The following is a 24,494-nucleotide window of genomic DNA, read 5'->3' as shown; positions in this document are numbered from 1 at the left end:
CATGAAGAACGACCTGCCGGCCAGCGCCGGAAACACCCCGGCGATCGACTTCCGCGATGTCTCGCTGCGCTTCATTTCCGCGGACGGCAACGCCACGGTGGCGTTGCGCAACTTCACCATGTCGGTGGCGCGCGGCGAATTTGTCGCCATCGTCGGCCCCACCGGCTGCGGCAAGTCGACCACGCTGAACATGATCACCGGCCTGCTCCGCCCGACCGTAGGCGAGGTGGACGTCATGGGCCAGCCGGTGCAGGGCATCGACCCGCGCATCGGCTTCGTGTTCCAGGCCGACGCGGTGTTCCCGTGGCGCAGCGTGGCGGACAACGTCGCGGCCGGTCCGCTGTTTCGCGGCATGCCGAAGAAACAGGCCCACGCGCTCGCCGCGGACTGGATTGCCCGCGTCGGCCTGGACACGTTCGGCAACCATTACCCGCACCAGCTCTCGGGCGGCATGCGCAAGCGCGTGGCGCTGGCGCAGACTTTCATCAACAGCCCCGAGATCCTGTTGATGGATGAGCCCTTTTCGGCGCTCGACATGCAGACCCGCACGCTGATGCAGGACGAGCTGCTGCAACTGTGGTCGGGCACGGGCGGCTCGGTGGTTTTCGTCACGCACGACCTGGAGGAAGCCATCGCGCTGGCCGACCGCGTGTTTGTGCTGTCGGCGCGCCCGGCCACGCTCAAGCGCGTGTACGAGATTGACCTGCCGCGCCCACGCGTCATGTCGGAGGTGCGCTACGACCCGCACTTCATTGAGCTATCCAAGCACATCTGGGCCGACTTGCGCGAAGAAGTCGTGATTCATTAAAGAGACTTGCCATGAATGCCATTGCCACATCTGCCATGAGCCCGGGTCATCAGGCCCTGCCCGCCTCCCTCAGCGACGAGGCGCTGGCGCGCGAATCCGTCGTCGCGCAAGCGGCCATCCGCCGGCACCGCTTCGTGATCATCGGCCTGCGCATTGCGGTGCTGGTGCTGGTGCTGGGCGGCTGGGAGCTGAGCGCCAACCTGAAATGGATCGACCCCTTCTTCTACTCCCAGCCCTCGCTGATCTGGGCGCAGATCGTCGAATGGATTCGCGACGGCACCTCGCAGGGCCCGCTGTGGGTGCAGGTGGCCGTGACACTGGAGGAGACCATGATCGGCTTCCTGATCGGCGGCATCGGCGGCATCATCTGCGGCATCCTGCTGGGCCGCAACAAGCTGCTGGCCGACGTGTTCAGCCTGTACATCCAGATCGCCAACTCGATCCCGCGCGTGGTGCTCGGCTCGGTGTTCGTCATCGCGCTCGGGCTGGGCATGGCCTCCAAGGTGGCGCTGGCCGTGGTGATGGTGTTCTTCGTCGTGTTCGGCAACGCCTTCCAGGGCGTGCGCGAGGCCGATAAGTACCTGATCGCGAATGCGCGCATCCTCGGCGCGTCCAAGCGCCAGCTCACCACCTCTGTCGTCATCCCCTCGGCCATGTCCTGGATCCTGGCAAGCCTGCATGTGAGCTTCGGCTTTGCGCTGGTGGGTGCCGTGGTGGGCGAATTCCTCGGTGCCAAGCAGGGCATGGGCCTGCTGATCTCCACCGCGCAGGGTGCGTTCAATGCCAGTGGCGTGTTCGCCGCGATGATCGTGCTCGCGGCGGTCGCGCTGGTGGCCGACTTCATCCTGACGCGGCTGGAAAAGCGCTTGCTCAAATGGCGGCCCGCGGCATTCTGACGTTTCAGACAAAACCCCGAAACAGAACCCCACGGTCTTGCGACCTGCGGGTTTTTCTTGCGTGCTATTTGTTTTATAGCTGACTGCGTACGAACTGCAATGGCTTGCAGCCTATTTGGCTCTCAGTTTTTGCAACAGGCCGGCCGTGGAACCGTCCAGTCCCGTGCTGTCCCCCGACTGCAGCCGCGGCTCGATGTCCCGGGCCAGCACCTTGCCGAGTTCGACGCCCCACTGGTCGAAACTGTTGATGCCCCAGACCGAGCCGCTTGAGAACACGCGGTGCTCCTGCAGCGCGAGCAGCGCGCCCAGACTCGCCGGCGTCAGCTCCTCTAACAGCAGGAAGGTGCTGGGCCGGTTGCCGGGAAAGTGGCGATGCCCACCCGCGTCCACCTGGCCCACCATCAGCGCCTGCGCCTGCGCCAGGGCGTTGGCCAGCAGCCGGTCGTGATGTCCCGGCAGGTCATGCATCGGCTTCCTGACCGCAACAAATTCGACCGGCACCACATCCGTGCCCTGGTGCAGCATCTGGAAATACGCATGCTGGCCGTTGGTGCCGGGCTCGCCCCACAGCACCGGCGCGGTGCCGAACGGCAGCGCCTGGCCCTGCAGGTCGACGCGCTTGCCGTTGCTCTCCATCTCGAGCTGCTGCAAATAGGCCGGCAGCCGCTTGAGGGCGCTGTGGTACGGCGCGATGCTGCGGCTGGTGAAGCCCAGGAAGTTGCGGTACCAGACGTCGAGCAGGCCCAGGCGCACGGGCAGGTTCCGTTGCAGCGGCGCCGTGCGGAAATGCTCGTCCATCGCATGCGCGCCCGCCAGGAAGTCCCGAAACCCGGCCTCGCCGATGGCGATGGCAATCGGCAGCCCGATGGCCGACCACAGGGAATAGCGCCCGCCGACCCAGTCCCAGAAACCAAAGGTGGTCGTGATGCCAAACTCGCGGGCCGCCGCCACGTTGGTGGTGAGCGCCGCAAAGTGGCGCGCCATGTCGGTGCCGCCCTGCCCTTCGAACCAGCGCCGCGCCGACTGCGCATTGGTCATGGTCTCCGCCGTGGTGAAGGTCTTGGAGGCGATCAGGAACAGCGTGTTCTGTGGCCTGAGGTGCTTGAGCACTGCGGCCAGCTCATGGCCGTCCACGTTCGAGACAAAGTGAAAGCGCTTGCCCGGCAGGGTGAATTCATCGAGCGCCAGCACCGCCATCTGCGGCCCGAGGTCGGAGCCGCCAATGCCGATGTTGACGACGTCGGTGATGGCGGCATCCAAGCGCACGGCCTGCGCGTAGGCCAGCATCGCGTCCAGCGTGGCGTGCACCTGCGCGAGTTCATGCGTCAACCCGTTTGCTTCACTATTGATAGCTGATTGCGCATGACTGGCATGGGCTTGAGCCGGTTTTCTCAACAAATGGTGGAGTACGGCGCGCTGCTCTGTCGTGTTGATCTTCTCGCCCGCGAACATCGCATCGCGGTGCGCCTCGACGCCGCACCGCCGAGCGAGTTCGAACAGCAGCGCCTGCGTGGCGTCGTCGATCAGGTTCTTCGACAGGTCGGCGAAGACGTGCGGCGCGCTCTGGCTGAACGCCGCAAATCGCTGTGGATCGGTCGCGAAGGCATCGCGCAGATCGAAGTCGCCGAAGTTGCGGCCACCCGCGCGGCTCGCGTCCTGCAACGCCCGCCAGGCGGCGGTCTGGTCACCACGTGGGCGCGTCGGCACCGCCATGCTCAGGCTGCCAGGATGAGTTGTTCCAGTTTGACCGCATCGGCCGCGAACGCGCGGATACCCTCGGCCAGCTTGTCGGTGGCCATGGCATCTTCGTTGAGCGCATAGCGAAAGCCGGCTTCGTCGAAATTCACGGCCGGCAGGTCCAGCGCCTTCGCCGCCTGCGGGTCCAGCGCGCGCACCAAAGGGGCCTTGCTGGCGGCCAGCTGCGCGAGCAGTTCGGGGCTGATGGTCAGCAGGTCGCAGCCGGCCAGCGCCACGATCTGGCCCACGTTGCGAAAGCTCGCGCCCATGATCTCTGTCGCGATGCCGAAGTGCTTGTAGTGGTTGTAGATCTGCCGCACCGACTTCACGCCGGGGTCGTTGGCGCCCGCGTTGGCGACTTCGTCCCAGGCCGCCCCGGCGGTCTTCTTGTACCAGTCGTAGATACGGCCGACGAACGGCGAGATCAGTTGCACCCTGGCCTGGCCGCAGGCCACCGCCTGGCAGAACGAGAACAGCAGCGTCAGGTTGGTGTGGATGCCGCGTCGCTCCAGTTGCGCCGCGGCCTGGATACCTTCCCAGGTGGCGGCCACCTTGACCAGCACGCGATCGATGTGAATGCCCTCGGCCTGGTACAGCTCGACGATGCGCTCGGCCCGCGTGACGCTGGCGTTCGTGTCGAAGCTCAGCCGGGCGTCGACCTCGGTGGACACGCGCCCGGGAATGATGGCCAGGATCTCGGCACCGAAGCGCACCAGCAGCCGGTCCACGATTTCGTCGAGTGCGCGGCCGCGGAATTGGGTGACCGTGTCGGTCAGCAGCGAGCGGTACTCGGCCTTTTGCACCGCCTTCAGAATCAGCGACGGATTGGTGGTGGCATCGCGCGGCTTGAAGGCGTCGAGCTGGCGGAAATCACCCGAGTCGGCGACCACGGTGGTGAACTGTTTGAGGGCATCGAGTTGGTTCATCGTTGAATTATCTTTGAAATAAAGTTACATTACAAATCCGTTTCCATGTAACTCGTAAAAAAATGTCCTTCGATCTTGTCCTGTTTGGCGGCACCGGCGACCTGGCCTGGCGCAAGCTGATGCCCGCGCTGTTCCAGGCCTTTCGCCATGGCACCCTGCCCGAGGGCGGGCGCATCATCGGCGTCGCGCGCGACGATCTGACCGACGCGCAATACCGCGCCCTGATCCAGACCCGCTTCGACAGCGTCGAAGGCGCCAAGCGCCCGAACGCCGAGGAGTTTGCGCGCTTTGCCGACCTGCTCCAGTTCGTGCGCATGGACCTGTCCAGGCCCGACGACTACGCGCGCCTGGCCGCGCGCCTGGGCGAGCGCGAGGCCGACACCGTGGTGATGTATGTCGCCACCGCGCCGGCACTGTTCGGCACCACCTGCGAGCAGATTGCCGCGGCCGGCCTGAACTGGCCCAACACCCGGATCGTGCTGGAAAAGCCACTGGGCCACGACCTGGCGTCGAACCGCGCCATCAACGCCATTGTGTGCCGCGCCTTCAGCGAGCGCCAGGTGTTTCGCATCGACCACTACCTGGGCAAGCCCTCGGTGCAGAACCTGTTTGCGCTGCGCTTTGGCAACGCGCTGTTCGAGCCGCTGTGGCGGCGCGAGACCATTGCCAACATCCAGATCACGATCGCCGAGGACCTGGGCGTCGAAAAACGCGGCGCCTTTTACGAGACCACCGGCACGCTGCGCGACATGGTGCAAAACCATGCGCTGCAGCTGCTGTGCGCCATCGGCATGGAGCCGCCCATCAACGCCCATGCCGATGCCATCCGCGACGAAAAGCTCAAGGTGCTGCGCTCGCTCGCGCCGTGGACGCCGCAGACCCTGTCGCAGCACGTGGTGCGCGGGCAATACGCGGCCGGCAACATGGGCGGCGTCGCGGTGCCCGGCTACCGCGACGAGGCTGGTGTCAACCCCAACAGCCGCACCGAGACCTTCGTCGCGCTGCGCACCGAAATCGCCAACTGGCGCTGGGCCGGCGTGCCGTTCTACATTCGCACCGGCAAGCGGCTGGCCTCGCGCGATGCGCACATCGAGGTGAACTTCCGCCCGACGCCGCACGCGATTTTCAAGGCGCCGCTGGGCGCGGCGAACCGTCTCGTGATCAACCTTCAGCCCAAGGACGGCCTCGAACTGCACCTGCTCGCGCAGGGGCAGGACAACCGCCAGAACACACGAACTTCGGCGCAATCGCTGGCCCCCGTGCAGCTCGACCTCGACTTCGACACGCGTTTCGGCGCGGAGCGCGTGGGCGCCTATGAGCGCCTGCTGCTCGATGTGATCGACGGCCGGCTCAACCTGTTCGTGCGCAGCGACGAGCAGGAGGAAGCCTGGCGCTGGGTCGAGCCGATCCTGGACTTCTGGCAGGGCGATCCGCAAGGCCCGCGGCCCTATGCGGCCGGCACCTGGGGACCGAGCGCCGCCAGCGCGATGATCGCGCGCGACGGTTATTGCTGGAGTGAGGAATGTTGACCCCCACGCTTTTCACTTCGTGTAATGCGCTGCCCCCCGAGAGGGGCTTGTCGCCTTGGGGCGGCCCGGCGGCGCCATGCTAGACCGCATCAAGGCGTCGCTCCCTTCGCTGGCACCCGCCGAGCAGCGCGTGGGCAAGCTGGTGCTGGCCGACCCGCGCGCCTTTGCCAACCTGCCGGTGAGCGAGCTGGCCGACCGCTCGCATGTGAGCAAGCCCACGGTGATCCGCTTTTGCCGCAGCATGGGCTACGACGGGCTGTCCGACTTCAAGCTCAAGCTGGCCGGCAGCGTGAGCGAGGGCGTGCCCTTCATCCATCGCAGTGTCGACATGGACGACAAGACCAGCGACGTGCTGGTCAAGGTCATCGACAACACGGTGGCGGCCTTCCTCAAGTACCGCAACGATGCCAGCAGCGCGGCCATTGAAAAGGCCGTCGACGCATTGGCCAATACCTACCGCACAGGCAAGCGCATCGAGTTCTTCGGCGTCGGCAATTCCGGCATCGTGGCGCAGGACGCGCAGCACAAGTTTTTCCGGCTCGGCGGCAGCGCCATCGCCTACAGCGACGGCCACATGCAGGTCATGAGCGCCTCGCTCCTGGGTCCGGGCGACTGCGTGGTGGTGATCTCCAACTCGGGGCGCACAAGGGACCTGATGGACGCCGCCGGCATCGCGCGCAAAAACGGCGCCACCACCATCGTGATCACCGCCAGCGGCTCGCCGCTGGCCAATGTCACGCAGCAGGCCGGGCACATCCACCTGGCGGCCGACCATCCCGAGGGCTATGACCGCTACAGCCCCATGGTGTCGCGGCTGCTGCACCTGATGATCATCGACGTGCTGGCGACCTGCGTGGCCCTGCGCATCGGCGGCGACAAGCTGCAGCCGCTGCTGCAGGGCATGAAGGACAACCTGCGCAGCAAGCGCTACACCTGATATTTGCAGGAAAAGTGGCTGTAGCGCCCGCTGGCTCTTCGATATCTGCTATCAACCTGATAGTACGCAGATTCAATCTTCTGCCACCGGGAGGTGGCCGGCCCTGATCCCTGGCCGAACCCGGCGTGGGCCGGGCGCCTGCGAGCCGTTATTTCTTGTCAGCGCCAAAACAGTGGCGCCCTGACGCGCAATTTGCCAACTATTTCACGAAATTGGCACAAATTGACCTCCTTGCGTCGATGCAGACATGAGCGCTGCGCCTGTTACATTGCAGGTTTGTTAAACTTCGTAACAAAATGTATTAACGTGCAGCGACATCGGGCTCGCCAGCGACAGGGGGGAAACAACACAATGCAAGCGAGGACGCGGGCAAGTGGATCCGCACATACATTCATAGTCGCCGCCCTGACTGGCTGCGCCCTTTCATCCATCGGTACCCTTGCAGGGGCGCAGGTTCCCACAAACGCCGAGCGCGACGCCGCGGAGCAGCGCCGTGCCCAGGAGCGCGAGACCCAGTTGCGCGATCAGCAGGAGAGCATGCCCGACGTGCGTTTGCCCATACCGGCAGCGGCGCCGCCGCAACGCCTGCCGGCATCGGAGGCGCCCTGCTTCACCATGCGCCAGATTGAACTGCGAGGTGACGCGTCGGACCGCTTCAGCTGGTTGCTCGGTGTCTTGGCCGGTCCGCAAGGCAATGACGCCCCGCTGGGTAAATGCCTCGGCGCCAAGGGCATCAACCGCGTGCTTGAGCGGGCCCAGGATGCGCTGATCGCCAAAGGCTTCGTGACCAGCCGGGTGCTGGCCGAGCCGCAGGACCTGAGCACGGGCCGCTTGGTTCTGACCCTGATCCCGGGGCGCATTCGTGCCATCCGCTTTGTGGAACCGGTCGACCCCCGCGGCACCGCGTGGAACGCCGTGCCGGCCAGGGTCGGCGACCTGCTCAACCTGCGCGATGTCGAGCAGGCGCTGGAAAACTTCAAGCGCGTGCCGACGGCCGAGGCCGACATCCAGATCGCGCCGGCCACGGGCGACGCTGCGCAGCCCGGCGAGAGCGATCTGCTCATCAGCTACAAACAAGGCTTGCCGCTGCGCCTGGCCCTGTCCGCCGATGACAGCGGCACCCGTGGCACCGGCAAGTACCAGGGCGGTATCACCCTGTCCTATGACAATTGGTGGACGCTGAACGATCTGCTCTATGTCGGCGTGAATCACGACCTGGGACGCAACCTGGGTGGCAGCGAGCCAGGTCCCCGTGGCACCCAGGGAGGCACGGTACATTACTCCGCGCCGCTCGGCTACTGGCTGGTGGGTGCCACCGTCAGCAGCAACCGCTACTTTCAGACCGTGGCCGGGGCCAGCCAGGACTACATCTTCAGCGGCACCAGCCGCAACGCCGAGCTCAAGCTCTCGCGCCTGCTCTATCGCGACGCCAGCCGCAAAACCACGGCCAGCATCAAGGCGTTCCAGCGCCGGTCGAACAACTTCATCGACGACACCGAGGTGCAGGTGCAGCGCCGCGTGGCGGGTGGCTGGGAACTGGGCATCGGCCACAAGGAATTCGTCGGAGCTGCCGTGCTGGAGGGCAACCTGGCCTACAAGCGCGGCACCGGCGCGTTCGGTTCGCTGCAGGCCCCGGAGGAAGCCTTCGGCGAGGGCAGCTCGCGCTTCGCATTGGTCAGCGCCGATGCCGGCTTGAACCTGCCGTTCAAGCTCGGCCATCAGCGCTGGCGCTACAGCGCCAACTGGCGAGCCCAGTTCGACCGCACGCCGCTGACCCCGCAGGATCGCTTTGCCATCGGTGGGCGCTACAGCGTGCGCGGCTTTGATGGTGAGTCGATTCTTTCCGCAGAGCGCGGCTGGCTGATCCGCAATGAACTCGGCGCACCCTTGGGCAACAGCGGGCAAGAGTTCTATGTCGGGCTGGACCATGGTCAGGTCAGTGGCCCGAGCAGCGCCTGGCTGGTGGGCCGAAGCCTGACCGGTGCCGTGCTGGGCCTGCGTGGCGGCATCCGGAATTTGCAGTACGACCTGTTCATCGGCGCGCCGCTACGCAAACCCGCGGGCTTGCATACCGCCAGCAGCGTAGCCGGATTCAATTTGAACCTCAGCTTTTGAACCGACCCCGCCTTCGCTTGTGAAATTACCTGAAACCACCAGGGATCAATATGAACAAGAACTGCTACCGCATCATCTTCAACGCCGGGCGCGGCCAGCGCATGGCCGTAGCGGAGACCGCCGCGTCACAAGGCAAGAACGCCGCGGGACAAACCCGTGGTGGCGCCGCGAGCAGGTTTTCGGGCAGCCTGGTCGTCACGCTGCGCCCGGCGAGCTTTACAGTCTTCGCAGCCTTGGGGCTGGTGTTCTGGATGCAGCCGCCAGTCCAGGCGCAGATCGTGGCCGACCCCGGCGCCTCGCGCACCCAGCAGCCCACCGTGTTGGCCGCACCCAATGGCGTGCCGGTCGTGAACATCCAGACTCCCAGCGCCGCCGGGGTGAGCCGCAACACCTACCGCCAGTTCGACGTGAACCAGCCGGGCGCCATCCTCAACAACAGCCGCGCCAACGTGCAGACCCAAACAGGCGGCTGGGTGCAAGGCAACCCGTGGCTGGCCGCGGGCGGCGCCCGCGTCATCCTGAACGAGGTCAACTCCAGCAACCCCAGCCAGTTGCGCGGTTATGTCGAGGTGGCCGGCCAGCGCGCCGAAGTCATCATCGCCAACCCGGCGGGCATCAACATCGACGGCGGCGGCTTCATCAACGCCAGCCGCGTCATGCTCACCACCGGCACGCCGGTCATGAACGGCGGCAGCCTGGACGGCTATCGAGTGCAGGATGGCAACGTCAGCGTGGGCGGCTTGGGCCTGGACACCAGCGCGGCGGACTACACCGCCATCCTGGCGCGGGCCGTGCAGGTCAACGCCGGCATCTGGGCCAAGGAACTCAAGGTCACCACCGGCGCCAACCAGGTTGATGCCGGCCAGATCAGTGCCACGCCGATTGCAGGCACCGGCACCGCTCCGGCGTTTGCACTGGATGCCGCGGCACTCGGCGGCATGTATGCCGGCAAGATCACCCTGATCGGGACAGAGGCCGGCGTAGGCGTGCGCAACGCCGGCGTCATCGGCGCCACGGCGGGCGATGTGGTCTTGCAGTCCGATGGCTGGCTGAGCAACAGTGGCAGCATCCAGGCGGCGGGCCATGCCCAGATCAACACGACCGGGGTCATTGACAACAGCGGCAGCATCTACGCCGGTGGCAACACCAACCTGGCTAGTCAGGGCAGCATCAACACCACGGGCCTTGTCGCCGCGCAGGGCCACACCAGATTGCAAGCCGGCTCGTACATCAATGCGGGCACCGGCTCGGTAGTGGTCGCCGGCCTGAACGCGGACGGCACCCTGGCGTCAAGCGGCGATCTGTCGGTCACGGCGGCCGATGCCGTCGTCCTGCGCGGCCAGACGCTGGCCGCCGGCAATGCCAGTGTGTCGGGAACTCGGGTCAGTGTGGCCGATGGCAAAGTCACCGCGAAGAATTTCAACCTGACGGCCCGCGGCGGCGATGTGGACGCCAGCCGCGCCAGCGTGGGTATCGAGGGCACATTCAACGTGAACGCGACGCAAACCCTGCGCACCGATGGCGCCAGCGTCTCGGCGGACCAACTCACCCTCGCGGCGCATGATGCGTCCAACGTCGGCGGCGAGATCGTGCAGACCGGCAATGGCGACACCGCCCTTCGCCTGGGCGGCGACTTGAACAACAGCGCGGGCCGTATCGCCACCAACAGCCAGAACCTGGCACTGGCCGCCCGGACCCTGACCAACACCGACGGCCGCATCGAACACGCAGGCGAGAGAACGCTGGCCATCCAGGCCGGCACGTTGAACGACCAGCGCGGCCAGATCACCAGCAACGGCGCACTCCAGCTCGCCGCGGGCAGCGTCAACCACGATGGCGCCAGCACGCTGGCCCAACAAGTCGCCATCGCAGTCATCGATTTAAGCAACCGCAGCGGCGAAATCACCCAGACCGGAACGCTGGCAGCACGCATCAGCGTCACGGGCACGCTGGACAACACGGGCGGCAAGATCGCGAGCAATGGCGACACCATGCTCGGCGCGCAAAGCCTGCTCAACCGGGGCGGCAGCGTGCAGGCCGCCGGTGCGGCCAAGCTGGAGGTCGCGACCATAGCCGCCCTGGACAACAGCGCCGGCGGCCACATCGCCGCAGGTAGCAACGTCAGCTTGCATGCAGGTTCGTTGAACAACAGCCAGGGCCAAATAACGGCGGGCGGCAGTCTGGGCGCGTTGGCCGACGCCGCCATTAGCAACATCCAGGGCTTGGTCGCGGCCAACGGCGCCGTCAACCTCGCCGCTGCCAGCCTGAACAACACCCAAGGCACCGTGGCCTCCGTGCAGGACAACCTGAACGTTGCCACCGGTGGTGCCACCGTCAACGACAGCGGCATGCTGCAAGCCGCGCAAGACGTGACGCTAAACACTACGAACCTGAGCAACCACCTGGGCACTATTGCGGCCGGCGGCAGCGCCGCCCTGCAAACCGGCGCGTTGAACAACGATGGCGGACTGGTTCAGGCGGCTGGCGCATTGGCCATCGACACCAACGGCTCAACCCTGACCAATACTCATGCTGCGAGCCATGCCAGCGGCGCCGGCGGCATCACCAGCCAAAGCACGCTGACACTGGCCACGGGCGACCTCGACAATGTGGCCGGTTTCATCGGCGCCAGGGGTGCCTTGAGCGCCGCCACCGCCAACGTCAGCAACTCTGCGGGCGGTCAAGTCGTCGGCGAATCCAGTATCGCGATCTCAGGCACCGCCTTCGACAACCGGGGCGGCCAGGTCCAGGCCTTGGGCGATGTGAGCCTGCATGCGAGCGCGGGGTCCATCGACAACAGCGCCAGCCTGATTCGCAGCGCCGGCACCACCACGCTGAGCGCCGGCACCGTGCGCAACAGCGACACCGGTGGCGCCAATCAGGGCATCGAAGGTAACTATGTTGCCATCACGGCGGATTCAATCGCCAACGACAACGGCGCCATTCGCGCCGACAGCAATGCTGCACTGACCAGTTCGGGCGGCCTCAACAACAGCACCGGCCTCATCAGCGCGGGCAACACCTTGGCGGTGCACGACAGCACAGCCACCAAGACCCTGGTCATCAGCAACACGGGCGGCACCGTCATTGCCGGGCAAAGCGCCAGCGTCGATGCCGCAGGCCTCACCGGCGACGGCAAGGTGCTGTCCCGGGGCGACCTCACCATCGCGTTGACCACCGACTTCAGCAACAGCGGCGAAGTCACCGCCAACCACAACGCCAGCCTCGGCACCACCGGGAATCTGACCAACAGCGGCAAGCTGCAGGCGGGAGCCACGCTGCGCGTGTCCGCCTCCAATATCGACAATACAGCCGGCGGCGAAATCACCGGCGCCAGTACTCAGGTCACGGCCACCAACACCCTGACCAATCGGGGCCTGATCGATGGCCAGGACACACAGCTCAACGCGGCAACGCTGAACAACCTGGGTGCCGGCCGCATCTACGGCGACCACTTGAGCATGGCGGCCGGCACGGTCAGCAACGACATGGAAGGCGCCGGCGCCGCGACGATCGCCGCGCGCCAGCGCCTGGACATCGGTGCGGGAACGGTAAATAACCGCGAAGGCGCGCTGATCTTCAGCGCCGGCGACATGGCTATCGGCGGCAGCCTCGACGCGAACCGGCTGGCCAGCGGCCAGGCGGCGGCCGTCAACAACGCCTCGGCCACCATCGAGGTGCTGGGCAACCTTGACATCAACGCGGCACAGGTCAACAACACCAACAACCATTTCAGCACCGAGCAAAGGTTCGTATCGAGCCAGTCGATCGTCGAATACAGCCCCACCGGCTCACCCAATCACTACGCCGAGAACCAGGTCCGGTTGTACTACCCAGATGAAAACATTCACCTCATCAGCCCGGAAGGCGACGCCTACGACTTCAACCGGTTTAGCTATGTCAGAACCGTCACCGAAACGGCACAAGCCACGAGCGACCCCGGAAAACTGCTGGCGGGCGGCAACATGACGCTGAACACCCAAAGCCTGCGGAACGACAAGAGCCACATCATCGCGGGCGCGGCGCTGAATGCGTCTGCCGCAAACCTGGAAAACACCACGGTGCCGGGTACGCGGCAAACCCAGGACAACGGGGTGGCGACGCACTATTACGTCATCTTCCGCAGCGGCCCCGATGGACAAGGCGCCGACGATTCGCCCTATGTGCCGCCCGCCACCCTCGAGGGCATCACGCTCAGTCCTACACGGTACGACGCCTTTACCGCCTCCGTGGGCAGCGGCACCACGCTGACCGACACGGCTCTTGGCAGTGTCAACGCCACCACCGGCGCCACCGGCGCGGTCAACGCTACGGTGCACAGCGTCAGCCAGGTCAACGCCAGCGTGGGCAACGTGGCCCCCAGCAGCGGCGGCGCGCAGATCGTGCGGGCCGTGCAAGTCAATACGCGCATCCCCAACACCAGCCTGTTCCACGTCAACTCCAATCCGGCGGGCAGCTACCTGATAGAGACCGACCCGCGCTTTGCCAGCTACCGCCAGTGGCTCAGCTCGAATTACATGCTGCAGGCCTTGAACATTGACCCTGCCATCACCCAGAAACGCCTGGGCGACGGCTTCTACGAGCAGCGCCTGGTACGCGAACAGCTGGCCCAACTCACAGGACAGCGCTTTCTGGGCAACTACAACAGCGACGAAGAGCAATATCAGGCCCTGATGCAGGCCGGCATCACTTACGTCGGCCAATGGCAGCTGCGTCCCGGTGTGGCCCTGACAGCCGAACAGATGGCGCAGCTCACCAGCGACATCGTCTGGCTGGTCGAGCAGCAAGTCACGCTGCCGGACGGCAAAATCACGACAGCCCTGGTGCCGCAGGTCTATGCGCGCGTGCAGGACGGCGACCTCGCCTCCAGCGGGGCGCTGCTGGCCGGGCGTGAGATCAACCTCAACCTCTCGGGTGATTTGACCAACAGTGGCACCCTCGCAGGCCGGCAGGTCGTCAACCTCGCCGCAGAGAACATCCAGAACCTGGGCGGGCGCATCCAGAGCGACGTCGTCTCCGTCTCGGCGCGCCAGGATCTGAACAATATCGGCGGCACGATCCAGGCCGCCAGCGCTCTGAGCGCCACGGCCGGGCGCGACCTGAACGTGGTGACCACCACGCGCAGCGCCGACAGTGTCGTGGGCGGCAACAGTTTCAGCCGCACCAGCATCGACCGGGTAGCCAGCCTGTATGTCACAGGCCCAAACGGCACGCTGATGGCCAGCGCCGGCCGCGATGCCAACATCATCGCGGGCGTGATTGCGAGCAGTGGCCAGGGCGGCGGCACCACCGTCGTTGCCGGCAACAACCTGAACCTGGGTACCATCACGACCTCCAGCGCCAATCAGATCGTCTGGGATGCCAAAAACCGCCGCAGCGATGGCGCCAGCACCGAAGTGGGCAGCCAGATCCAGAGTACCGGGACGGTGCACCTGGCCGCCGGCAATGACCTGAATGCCCGTGCCGCCAACGTCGAAGCTGCCGGGGCGGTATTCGCCAGCGCCGGGCACGACCTCAATATGAGCGCCGGCCAGAGCAGCCAGAGCGTCGATGAAGCCCACCAGCACACCAGCCGGGGCTTCCTGTCCAGCCGCACCGACACCACGCTGGATCAGGTCAAGCGCACGGACAGCGTGGGCAGCAGCTTCAGCGGCAGCACCGTGACGGCTTTGGCCGGACGCGACCTTACGGTGTCGGGCTCCAGCGTGGTCAGCGACACCGCGACGACGCTGCTCGCCCAAAACAACATCGTCATCGAGGCCGCCAGCAACACCAGTGAAGAACAGCATCTGGTCGCGCAGAAGAAGTCTGGCCTGCTGGGCTCGGGCGGTATCGGCTTCACCATCGGCACGCGCGAGCAGAGCACGGACGGCCAGAGCCGGGCGATCGGCCACACGGCCAGTACCGTGGGCGCAATCAATGGCGATGTGACCATCATCGCCGGCAATCAATACCAGCACAAAGGCAGTGATCTGGTGGCACCGGGCGGCGACATCAACGTGTTGGCTAAGAACATTGCCATCAGCGAGGTGCAGAACACCGAGGCCACGCAAGCTGAGCAAAAATTCAAGCAAAGTGGCCTGACGGTAGCGCTGACCAGTCCGGTGCTCAGCGCCCTGCAAACGGGCCAGCAAATGATGCAGGCGGCAGGCAACACCGGCGATGGACGCATGCAGGCGCTGGCAGTGGCCAATGGCGCCTTTGCCACCAGGGATGTCTATAACGCCCTCCAGGCCGGCCAGAGCAGCACCGGAAACAACCCCGGCGCCGCCACCGAGCACAGTGCTACGGACAAGGCCGGTGGCATCAATGTCAGCATCAGCGTAGGCGGCTCCAAAAGCCAAAGCAACTCCAGCAGCAGCGCCAGCAGCGCCCAGGGATCGACCATCGCCGCAGGTGGCAACGTCAACCTGACGGCGAGTGGAGCCGGCCTGGACAGCAACCTCACCGTACAGGGTAGCGACATCCGAGCCGGCTACCACATCAGCTTGAATGCCGACAACGCTATCGCCCTGCTGGCCGCTCAGAACACCGCCAGCCAGGACAGCAGCAACACCAGTAGTTCGGGCTCCCTCGGAGTGAGCTTTGGCACCGGTGGCTTCGGGGTTACCGCCAGCGCCAGCAAGGGGCGCGGCAACGCCGATGGCAGCGACCTGACCTGGACCAACACCCACATCGAGGCCGGCCACCAGCTGAGCTTGAACTCGGGTGGCGACACCACGCTCAAAGGCGCCGTCGCCAGCGGCCAGCAGGTCAGGGCCAACGTCGGCGGCAACCTCGCCATCGAGAGCCTGCAGGACAGCAGCCGATACGCCAGCAAAGACCAGTCGATGGGCGGCAGCATCACGGTGGGCGCTGGCGTGTCGGGCAGCCTGAACTTGAACAAGAGCAGGGTCAACAGCGACTTTGCCAGTGTGACCGAGCAAAGCGGCATCCGGGCCGGGGACGGTGGCTTCCATGTCGACGTCAAGGGCAATACCGATCTCAAGGGTGGCGTGATAGCCAACACCGACAAGGTGGTGCAGGGTGGCAAGAACACCCTCGTCACTGCCACCCTGACCACCAGCGACCTCCAAAACCGCGCCCAGACCAGCGCCAGCAACAGTGGCATCAACCTCGATAGCGGCATGCTGAACCAGGGCAAATACGGCGTGGCCAAGGCACTCGTGGGCACGGCACTGAATGATGGCAAAGCCTCTGGCTCGTCCGCAGGGGTCACCCGCAGCGCCGTTGAAGCCGGCAACGTCACGATCACTGATGACGCGGCGCAGCAGGTGCTGACCGGTAAGAGCGCCCAAGAGACGGCAATCAGCCTGAACCGCGATACATTTCACGCCCACACAGCCGTGCAGCAGCAGGATGTTCAAGCGATGGAGAGAACTGCGCAGGCTGAACAAGCCATCAAGCAAGCCGTATTCGTAGAAATGGTCAAGTTCTCCAATGAAGCGTACCGCACAACATTTATTGAAAAGCACCCGATGTACGAAATCTTGCAGGACAAAGACGGCAAGACCCAGTTTGACGAGAAGACGGGCAAACCTGTCTTGCGCGAGCTCTCAGACGAAGAAAAGAGAAACCTAAAACCCGGACCTGACGGCAAAGTCCACGTCGCCGCCAACGGCATCTTTAACGACCAAGACGCCGCCAGCAGCTACGGCAACCAGCACACCACTACCACTGGTCCGCAATATGTGATCTATTTCCCGGAAACGAACAACGCTGTTTCAGAACTCATGGTCGCGGGGTACCAAAAATTCCTTGAAAATGATTTCTGGGGCCTTTCCAACTCAACCTCGCAGGTCAAAGATGCCATGCATCAATATGGTCAAACCGGTTTGCAACTGGACGGCCACAGCCGGGGAGCGATGACACTTGGCAATGGCCTGGAGTCGCAAGCTGCCAGCCCCAACGCGCAGGGCAGTCTAAGTCAGACGACGGTCAACTTCTTCGGCCCGGCCTACAACGGGCAGCAGGCGGACAACCTGCTCAGTACGTTGCAAGACCGTGCGAATTTGCCTGCGGCCCAGCAACCAAGCCTGGTGCTGCAGTTTCAGAACCACGCAGCTGATCCTGTGGGTAGGTGGGTTGGGAGTAATCCACCAACGGGTGGGACTATCTCCGAAGGTAGCAGCCAGATCAAAGAGGCCCTTAGAGCGGTTACTGGGCAGTCGACTACGGTGCATAACTGTTATGGGCAATCGCAGGATCCGAACTGCGGGAAGTTTTGGCGAGACACAGGGGGGTTTCCTGCCTTGATTCCTGTCCCCGTATCGCCTGCGCAAGGAGCGTCACAATGAGGTCGCGTTTATTCTTTCTCATGTTCAGCGTGCTGGTAGCCACCGGATGCGCTGGAAAGCCATTCCAACCGATACCACCGAAACTCAAGCAATGGGACAAAGAAGGAGTCTCCATAGAAGGAGTTAAAGCTGCGTTGATTGAGTGCGGGTATGACAACCCGTTCAACGGATTTCAGGCACAAAAGAAAGTAGCAATGAATGAACTCATACGGGCGGATAGGTGCATGGAACAAAAGGGCTTCCATTATTTGCTTAGCGACAGGAAATCTATTTGCGACGATAAATTTCTGTCGTCTTTTCCTGCATGTACGGACGGAGCGATTCTTGATGGTAGCAACCCTGCGTGGGGATCGCCGTGATGAAGATGTCGCATGAATTCTTTGGTACAACCGAACTCGACTGCACTCGACACTGGCCTATGTCAGCCCAATGCGGTTCAGTGAGAACTGGCATGCCAATCGACCTCGACAGCCAGTGTATGAGATCGGCTATGGGATACGGATTCCAGGGAAAAGTCAGAACCTTCCCTGAAGCAGTTGTTAATGATCGCATGCGTAATTGCGTTGTTGCCTTCCTGCCAATCCTTTAAAAATCAACGGAGATAAAACAATGAAACGCTTCACATATCCACACATTCTCGGTTGCCTGTTGTTGCTCTCCGGTTGTTTGGCGATATCGCCTGTAAATCAAGGCACAAGAATCGACGAGGCACCGATGTATGAGGGAATTGACAGATCAAAGGTTCAGGAACTAAAGGCTGCGGATGAAAGATTTATATCTGACGCAACGACTCAATTTGGCTCCCGAGAAAGAGCTAGTGCTCTATGGGTTAATCAAGGATATAAATACTACAAACAAGATCAGCTTGGCATGGCAATGAGAAGATTCAATCAGGCATGGCTTCTTAATCCTGAAAATCCCGAGGTTTATGCAGGATTTGGGGCGGTTTTACACGATCAAGGGAAAAACTGTGCCGCCATGGAAATGATGAAAAAGGCGCTCACGCTTCACCCACCAACGCTTCAGGGAATCTATTCGGATGCGGCGCGGATTACCACACTCTGTGCGGTGAGCGATACGACGTTGTCACCTGAAGTAAAAGCAGAATTGATCGCTCGTTCCGAAACCCTTTACAAGAAGGCGGAGGAAGTCGAGCCAGACAAGCGATACATCTACACCTCACGGGCCACTGCCTACTATTGGCGTGGTCAATACAGTGAGGCTTGGCGCATGGTTGCCACAGCACGTGCGCTCGGCACCGGCTCGGGGGCTATCGCCAGTCTCCCTTCCAGTGCCGCGAACGAGCCTAACGAGCATTTCCTGAACATGCTTCGAAAGAAAATGCCTGAACCCGTACACCAATGATCCGCTATAACCTCCTAAAAAACGACGTACCGAGGCGGACAAGATTCAAGGTTGACAAATCGGGGTAGTGTTATTACATTTGAAATAAATATTTATTTCATTTGAGGCTTCTAAATGCTTGCCCATTCCGCTCGCCTGCCAGGGGACGCCCGCTCGCTGGCGCAATCCTTTGCCACGTGGCTGGACGACTCACTCGATCCAAGCCACCGAACCGGGTCCGTGGCGCCGGTGTTTTCCGAGAACGAATCATCGATCTTCCTGGACTCTGCGCGCGCGGTGCTCTTGATTCGTACCGGCTTGCTCGCGGGCAACGTCGCGGCGCTGGTTCCCTTGCTGGGTCTGGGCAAGAAGGAAGACTTGAGTCGTGCGCTCAATGCGAACAGCACCAGTTTGTGGCGCTGGGCGCGCGACAACAAGCCTTTACCCGGCCAAACGGTCGAGCAGATCCTGCGCACCATGCAGCTGACGCTTTTTGCGGCAGAGGTGTTCGGCGGCGTCGAGGCCGCGCGCCAGTGGCTGCACAAGCCGCACCCGTCGCTCGACGGCATGGCCCCGATCGACTACGCCGACAACGAGTTTGGGGCGCAGAAGGTCCGCGGGATGCTGGCGGGCCTGAAATATGGAGGCGTCGCTTGACGGCGGCCTGGCGCATCTGCTTCAACGGGGACTTGAGCTTGGGTGCGCTGCCTTACGGTTCGACGCTCGGGCCCGGGCGCTGGCATCTGGCGCCGCCCGCGGGCTTGCCGGCGGTCTACGCGGCATCAAACCGGGCGCTGGCGCAGCTTGAAAAGCGGGTGCACGCCAACGGCGTCGCCCCGGTGAATCAGGCACTCATCCGGCTGGAATTGCCGACCGGTGCAGCACTGCTCGATGCCGCCGCCGACTTGGGCCTGAAGGCGCCGCAATGGCGCGACGACGAGGGCTACACGCAGGCGCTGGGTGTGCAGTGGCTTCAATCGAAATCCAGCCTCGGTCTTTGGGTGCCGTCCTATCTGGAACCACGGGAGCGAAACTTGCTGATCAACCCGGCGCACCCGGAATATGCGTTTATCAAGATCGTGACGGAGGAACTGGACTTCCAGTTCGATCCACGACTGTTCACATAGACGCCCCAAGGAAGCGGTGCAAGCGCCACCAAAGCCAGCCACCATCAGATATGAATCTACCGGCAACCCTTATAGGGTCTTCGCAACCTACTATCAACTCGATAGCGTCTAGATACGACCCTCTTCCACGGCATGGCAGGCGACCTTCACGCCCTTGATCTCCAGCAGCGCCGGCCGCTCGGCCCGGCAGCGCTCGTTCACGTGCGGGCAGCGCGGGTGGAAGGTGCAGCCCGTGGGCGGGTCCAGGGGATTCGGCACCTCGCCCTGCACGGGGGTGCGGGCGCGGCCGGTGTCGTGCATCTTCGGGATCGCATCGAGCAGCATGCGCGTGTAGGGATGCCTTGGAGTAGCGAACAGCGTCTGCTTGTCGGCCAGCTCCACCAGCCGGCCCAGGTACATCACGCCGACCTGGTCGCTCACATGGCGCACCACCGCGAGGTTGTGCGAGATGAACAAATAGGTCAGGCCGCGCGTGCGCTGCAGGTCCTTCATGATGTTGAGCACCTGCGCCTGCACGCTCACGTCGAGTGCCGAGGTCGGCTCGTCGCACACCAGAAATTCGGGCTCGGTGGCGAGCGCGCGCGCGATCGAGATGCGCTGGCGCTGCCCGCCCGAGAACTGGTGCGGGTACTTCACCATGTCGAGCGGCGACAGGCCGACCGACTGCAGCAGCACGCCCACGCGGGCCTTCAGCTCGGCCGCGTCGGTGATCAAGCCATGCTCCTTCAGCGGCTCGCCCACAATGTCTTCCACCAGCCAGCGCGGGTTCAGGCTGGCGTACGGGTCCTGGAAGATCATCTGCACGCGCCGGCGCAGCTGCCGGCCCGCCGGCGTCTTGAACGCCGCGTGCGCATCCTGGCCGTCAAACGTCAAGCCGCCGCGCGTGGGCTCGTACAGCCCCACCAGCAATCGCGCCACGGTGCTCTTGCCGCAGCCCGACTCACCGACCAGCGCCAGCGTCTTGCCTTTTTCAATCTCGAAGCTCACGCCGTCGACGGCGCGCAGCAGCTGACGCGGCTTGCGCTCGAGCACGCGGTTGAGCCAGGGTGGGGACACGTCGAAGGTCTTCGCCAGGTCGTGGGCCTGCACCAATGGCGCCCCCACGCGTGCCACTGCGTGTGTTGCGCTGCCCCCGAGGGGGCCAGTTTTCCTTGGGGCGGCCCGGCGGAAAATTCCCCGGCGCTCACGGTGATCTCGCTCATGCGGGCACTCCCGCATGGGCATCGTGCAGCCAGCAGGCCGCGCGCGTCGCACCGGCATTCATCAAATCAGGGCGCTCCTGCGTGCAGCGGTCAAAGGCTTGCGGGCAGCGCGGGTTGAAGGCGCAGCCGCGCGGAATCGCGTTCAGGCGCGGCATGGCGCCGTCGATCTGGTTCAAGCGCTCGCGGTCCAGCGTGATGTCGGGAATCGCGGCCATCAGTCCCGCGGTGTACGGGTGCGCCGGCTGGTTGATCACCTCGTGCACCGGGCCGATTTCGGCGATGCGCCCCGCATACATCACGGCCACTCGGTCGCAGGTCTCGGCAATCACGCCCATGTCGTGGGTGATCAGCATTACGGCGGCACCGCGCTCCTTGCAGATGCTTTTCAGCAGCGTGATGATCTGTGCCTGGATCGACACGTCGAGCGCAGTGGTCGGCTCGTCGGCCACGATCAGTTTCGGCTCGGCCGCCAGCGCCAGCGCAATCACCACGCGCTGGCGCATGCCGCCCGAGAACTGGTGCGGGTAGTGGTCGATACGCTGTGCGGCGGCCGGGATACCGGTGTCGTCGAGCAGCGAAATGGCGCGCGCCTTGGCCTCCTTCTCCGTCACCGGCAAATGGGTCTGGATGGTTTCCACCAGTTGCCGCCCGATGGTGTAGAGCGGGTTCAGCGAGGTCAGCGGGTCCTGGAAAATGGCCCCGATCCGGCGGCCGCGAATATGCCGCATCTGCTCGTAGCCCAGGTTGTCGATGCGCTGGCCTTCGAGCAGGATCTGCCCGCTGGCCACACGCCCTGGCGGCTCCAGCAGGCCGATGATGGCGGCCCCGGTGAGCGACTTGCCGGCCCCCGACTCACCCACCACGCCCAGGATTTCGCCCGGCGCGATGTCGAAGGAGATATCGTCCAGCGCCCGCAGCGTGCCGCGCCGGCCGGGAAACTCGACCACCAGATTCTTGACTTGCAAAAGACTCATGGTCATCTCAAACGCGGGTTCAAGGCATCGCGCAGCCAGTCGCCCAGCAGATTCACGGACAGCGCAATCACCACCAGCATCACGCCCGGAAACACGGCGATCCACCACTCGCCCGAGAACATGTAGTCGTTGCCGACGCGAATCAGGGTGCCCAGCGAGGGTGAGGTCGGCGGTGCGCCGACCCCCAAAAACGACAGGGTGGCCTCGGTGATGATGGCGGTCGCGACCTGGATGGTGGCCAGCACCAGCACCGGCCCCATCACATTGGGCAGCACATGGCGGGTCATGACGCGCAGCGGCGCCACCCCCGTAACGCGCGCCGCCTGCACATATTCCTTATGGCGCTCGACCAGCGTGGAGCCGCGCACCGTGCGCGCGTACTGGACCCAGCCGCTCAGCGAGATCGAGAGAATCAAAACACCGAACGCCACCGATTCGTGCGCATCAGGGAACAGCGCGCGCCCGACGCCAGCAATCAGGAGCGCAATCAGGATCGCCGGAAAGGACAGCATGACGTCGCACAAGCGCATCAGCAGCGAGTCGACCCAGCCGCCGCGAAAGCCCGCCAGCAAGCCCAGGAAAACCCCCACCAGCATCGACAGAATGACTGACACCACCCCGACCACCAGAGAAATGCGCGCCCCGTAAAACAGGACCGACAGAATGTCGCGCCCCTGGTCGTCGGTGCCGAGCAGGTACTTGGCAGTGCCGTGCACATTCCAGGCCGGCGGCAGCCGTGCGTCGGAGAGCACCAGCGTGCTCAGGTCGAACGGGTTGTGCGGCGCCACCCAGCCCGCAAAGGCCGCGCAAAAAACACAGAGGAAGGCCACCACGGCCGCCGCGATCGCGACGGGCGAGGTGCGAAAACTGTAGCCGACGTCGCTGTCGAACCAGCGATAGAGAGTTTTGATCATTCGCTAAAAAGTCCGGTTTTGCCCCCTCCCCCCAACGGGGGAAGGAGCAACCACCATGCGGCTTACCGGGCATCGGCCTTGTTGATGTGGACCCACTTGTAGTCCATAAAATTGTCGGCACGCTGGACCAGCGAGATTTTCTTGCTCATGCCCCAGGCCAGCGATTGCTGGTGCAGCGGGATATGGCCAACGTCGGCGGCGTGGATGGCAAACGCTTCCTTGATCTCGGCCAGGCGCTTGGCCTTGTCGTTCTCAGACTGGATCTTGTGCGTCAACTCATCGAGCTTGGGGTTGCAGTAGGAACCCAGGTTGAACTGGCCGGCTCCCGTCTTGTCGTCCGGGCATACCATCAGCGCATTCAGCGCGTTGTGCGCGTCATAGGTCGACGGCGTCCAGCCCAGCATATAGAAGCTGGTATCGCGGCGCAAAATCTTGGGGAAGTAGGTGCCCTTGGTTTCGGCCTGCAGGTTGATCTTGACGTTGATCTTCGCCAGGTTGGCGGCCACGGCCTGGCAAATCCGGCTGTCGTTCACATAGCGGTCGTTCGGGCAGTTCATGGTGAGTTCAAAGCCATTCGGGTAGCCGGCCTCGACCATCAGCTTCTTGGCCGCTTCCACGTCGTAGGGCAGGCGTTTGTCCTGCTCGGCCGTCCAGCCATTGTTGCCCGGGCCGATCATCAGCGCGGTGGGACGCGAGGCGCCGCGCATCACCGTGGTCTTGATGCCCTCGATGTCGATCGCCTGGTAGAACGCCTGGCGCACGCGCTTGTCCTTGAACGGGTTCTTGCCCTTCACGCTGGAGTACAGCAACTCGTCGCGCTTTTGGTCCATGCCCAGGAAGATGGTGCGCAGCTCGGGCCCGACCATGACTTTCGTGCTGGCATTCGCATTCACGCGCCCGATGTCCTGCACCGGCACCGGTTCCATCACGTCCACCTCGCCCGACAACAGGGCCGCCACGCGCGTGGCGTCGTTGCCGATCGGGGTGAAGACCACCTGCTGCGCATTGCCCTCAACCTTGCCCCAGTAGTTGCCGAAGCGCTCCATCACGGTGCGCACGTTGGGCTGGCGCTCGCGCAGGCGGTACGGGCCCGTGCCGTTTTCGCGGAACGACGCCGCATTTTCGATGCCTTTGCGGCGGTCCACCGGCTTGGTCGCCTGGTTGGTTTCGCACCATTTCTTGCTCATGATGTAGACCAGCGACACCACGTCGGGCAGGATTGGGAACGGCGCCTTGGTCTCGATCTCGACCGCAAAGTCGCCGACCTTGCGCACTTCCTTGATGTCGTTGGTATAGCTCTTCATGTCAGAGCCGTCGGCCGAGGCGCGCTGGAAGCTGAACAGCACGTCATCGGCCGTGAACGGCGTGCCGTCGTGGAACTGCACGCCCTTGCGCAACTCGAAGCGCCAGACCGTCGGCGACGTCTGCTTCCAGCTGGTGGCCAGCGCCGGCGCCAGGCTCAGGTCTTTGCCGCGCCCCGTCAGCCCCTCGTACATATTGCCGTCGACACTGAGCTGCAGCGACTCGTTCAGCGACATCGGGTCCATCGACAGCGCATCGCCCTGATCGGCGACCCGCAAGGTTTGTGCCGACGCTACAAAACTTGTAGCGGATAGTGCACAAACGACAGCGACTGTGAGCAGATTTGACTTAAATTTCACAACGAACTCCTTGGGACAAGAAAGAAA

The 24,494-nt window shown here is 63.9% G+C and carries 16 protein-coding genes; 10 read left to right on the top strand and 6 right to left on the bottom strand.

The genetic code is table 11. The annotated features are described in order from the left end of the window. Position 1 precedes the first annotated feature (1 nt). Positions 2 to 808: an ABC transporter ATP-binding protein gene (locus tag EUB48_RS02930; protein WP_142817543.1), complete on the top strand. Its 807-nt coding sequence runs from the start codon at positions 2 to 4 to the stop codon at positions 806 to 808. A 35-nt stretch (positions 809 to 843) separates the two neighbouring features. After that, a complete protein-coding gene (locus tag EUB48_RS02925) occupies positions 844 to 1,704 on the top strand; it encodes an ABC transporter permease (RefSeq protein ID WP_142821063.1) in 861 nt (286 codons plus the stop codon). A 111-nt stretch (positions 1,705 to 1,815) separates the two neighbouring features. On the opposite strand, the gene pgi is transcribed toward EUB48_RS02925, so the two are convergent. After that, positions 1,816 to 3,417, bottom strand: coding sequence for a glucose-6-phosphate isomerase (gene pgi, locus EUB48_RS02920; protein WP_142817542.1), 1,602 nt, complete (start codon positions 3,415 to 3,417; stop codon positions 1,816 to 1,818). A 2-nt stretch (positions 3,418 to 3,419) separates the two neighbouring features. Then, entirely contained in the window at positions 3,420 to 4,367 is a 948-nt protein-coding gene (gene tal / locus EUB48_RS02915) for a transaldolase (protein WP_142817541.1), read from the bottom strand. Between the two features lie 62 nt (positions 4,368 to 4,429). Between tal and zwf the strand changes: the two genes are divergently transcribed. The 8 genes from zwf to EUB48_RS02875 all read left to right on the top strand — a co-directional run bounded on the left by zwf (position 4,430) and on the right by EUB48_RS02875 (position 19,716). Continuing rightward, positions 4,430 to 5,896, top strand: a complete 1,467-nt coding sequence (gene zwf, locus EUB48_RS02910) for a glucose-6-phosphate dehydrogenase (RefSeq protein WP_142817540.1) — start codon at positions 4,430 to 4,432, stop codon at positions 5,894 to 5,896. 76 nt (positions 5,897 to 5,972) lie between these two features. Then, positions 5,973 to 6,833, top strand: a complete 861-nt coding sequence (locus tag EUB48_RS02905) for a MurR/RpiR family transcriptional regulator (RefSeq protein WP_142817539.1) — start codon at positions 5,973 to 5,975, stop codon at positions 6,831 to 6,833. Positions 6,834 to 7,370: 537 nt separating this feature from the next. Further along, entirely contained in the window at positions 7,371 to 8,948 is a 1,578-nt protein-coding gene (locus EUB48_RS02900) for a ShlB/FhaC/HecB family hemolysin secretion/activation protein (RefSeq protein ID WP_244618313.1), read from the top strand. 50 nt (positions 8,949 to 8,998) lie between these two features. Beyond that, a complete protein-coding gene (locus tag EUB48_RS02895) occupies positions 8,999 to 17,245 on the top strand; it encodes a two-partner secretion domain-containing protein (RefSeq protein ID WP_142817537.1) in 8,247 nt (2,748 codons plus the stop codon). A 20-nt stretch (positions 17,246 to 17,265) separates the two neighbouring features. After that, entirely contained in the window at positions 17,266 to 17,604 is a 339-nt protein-coding gene (locus EUB48_RS02890) for a hypothetical protein (protein ID WP_142817536.1), read from the top strand. A 250-nt stretch (positions 17,605 to 17,854) separates the two neighbouring features. After that, positions 17,855 to 18,610, top strand: a complete 756-nt coding sequence (locus tag EUB48_RS02885) for a tetratricopeptide repeat protein (protein WP_142817535.1) — start codon at positions 17,855 to 17,857, stop codon at positions 18,608 to 18,610. 114 nt (positions 18,611 to 18,724) lie between these two features. Continuing rightward, positions 18,725 to 19,246 carry an antitoxin Xre/MbcA/ParS toxin-binding domain-containing protein gene (locus tag EUB48_RS02880; protein ID WP_142817534.1) on the top strand — a complete coding sequence of 174 codons (522 nt, stop codon included), beginning with the start codon at positions 18,725 to 18,727 and terminating at the stop codon, positions 19,244 to 19,246. After that, complete coding sequence (locus EUB48_RS02875) at positions 19,243 to 19,716, top strand: RES family NAD+ phosphorylase (RefSeq protein WP_168226685.1); 474 nt, start codon at positions 19,243 to 19,245, stop codon at positions 19,714 to 19,716. Before EUB48_RS02880 ends, EUB48_RS02875 begins: the two co-directional genes overlap by 4 nt. A 108-nt stretch (positions 19,717 to 19,824) precedes the next feature. On the opposite strand, the gene EUB48_RS02870 is transcribed toward EUB48_RS02875, so the two are convergent. The 4 genes from EUB48_RS02870 to EUB48_RS02855 all read right to left on the bottom strand — a co-directional run bounded on the left by EUB48_RS02870 (position 19,825) and on the right by EUB48_RS02855 (position 24,467). Next, positions 19,825 to 20,820 (bottom strand): ABC transporter ATP-binding protein, encoded by a 996-nt coding sequence (locus tag EUB48_RS02870; RefSeq protein ID WP_142821062.1) that lies wholly within the window; start codon positions 20,818 to 20,820, stop codon positions 19,825 to 19,827. A 94-nt stretch (positions 20,821 to 20,914) separates the two neighbouring features. Beyond that, entirely contained in the window at positions 20,915 to 21,892 is a 978-nt protein-coding gene (locus tag EUB48_RS02865) for an ABC transporter ATP-binding protein (RefSeq protein ID WP_142817532.1), read from the bottom strand. Between the two features lie 2 nt (positions 21,893 to 21,894). Further along, entirely contained in the window at positions 21,895 to 22,806 is a 912-nt protein-coding gene (locus EUB48_RS02860; protein WP_142817531.1) for an ABC transporter permease, read from the bottom strand. A gap of 62 nt (positions 22,807 to 22,868) precedes the next feature. Beyond that, positions 22,869 to 24,467: an ABC transporter substrate-binding protein gene (locus tag EUB48_RS02855; RefSeq protein ID WP_244618312.1), complete on the bottom strand. Its 1,599-nt coding sequence runs from the start codon at positions 24,465 to 24,467 to the stop codon at positions 22,869 to 22,871. Positions 24,468 to 24,494 lie beyond the last annotated feature (27 nt).

The organism is Rhodoferax sediminis (assembly GCF_006970865.1).
Lineage (GTDB): Bacteria > Pseudomonadota > Gammaproteobacteria > Burkholderiales > Burkholderiaceae_C > Rhodoferax_A > Rhodoferax_A sediminis.
This window is presented reverse-complemented; position numbering and strand designations above follow the sequence as displayed.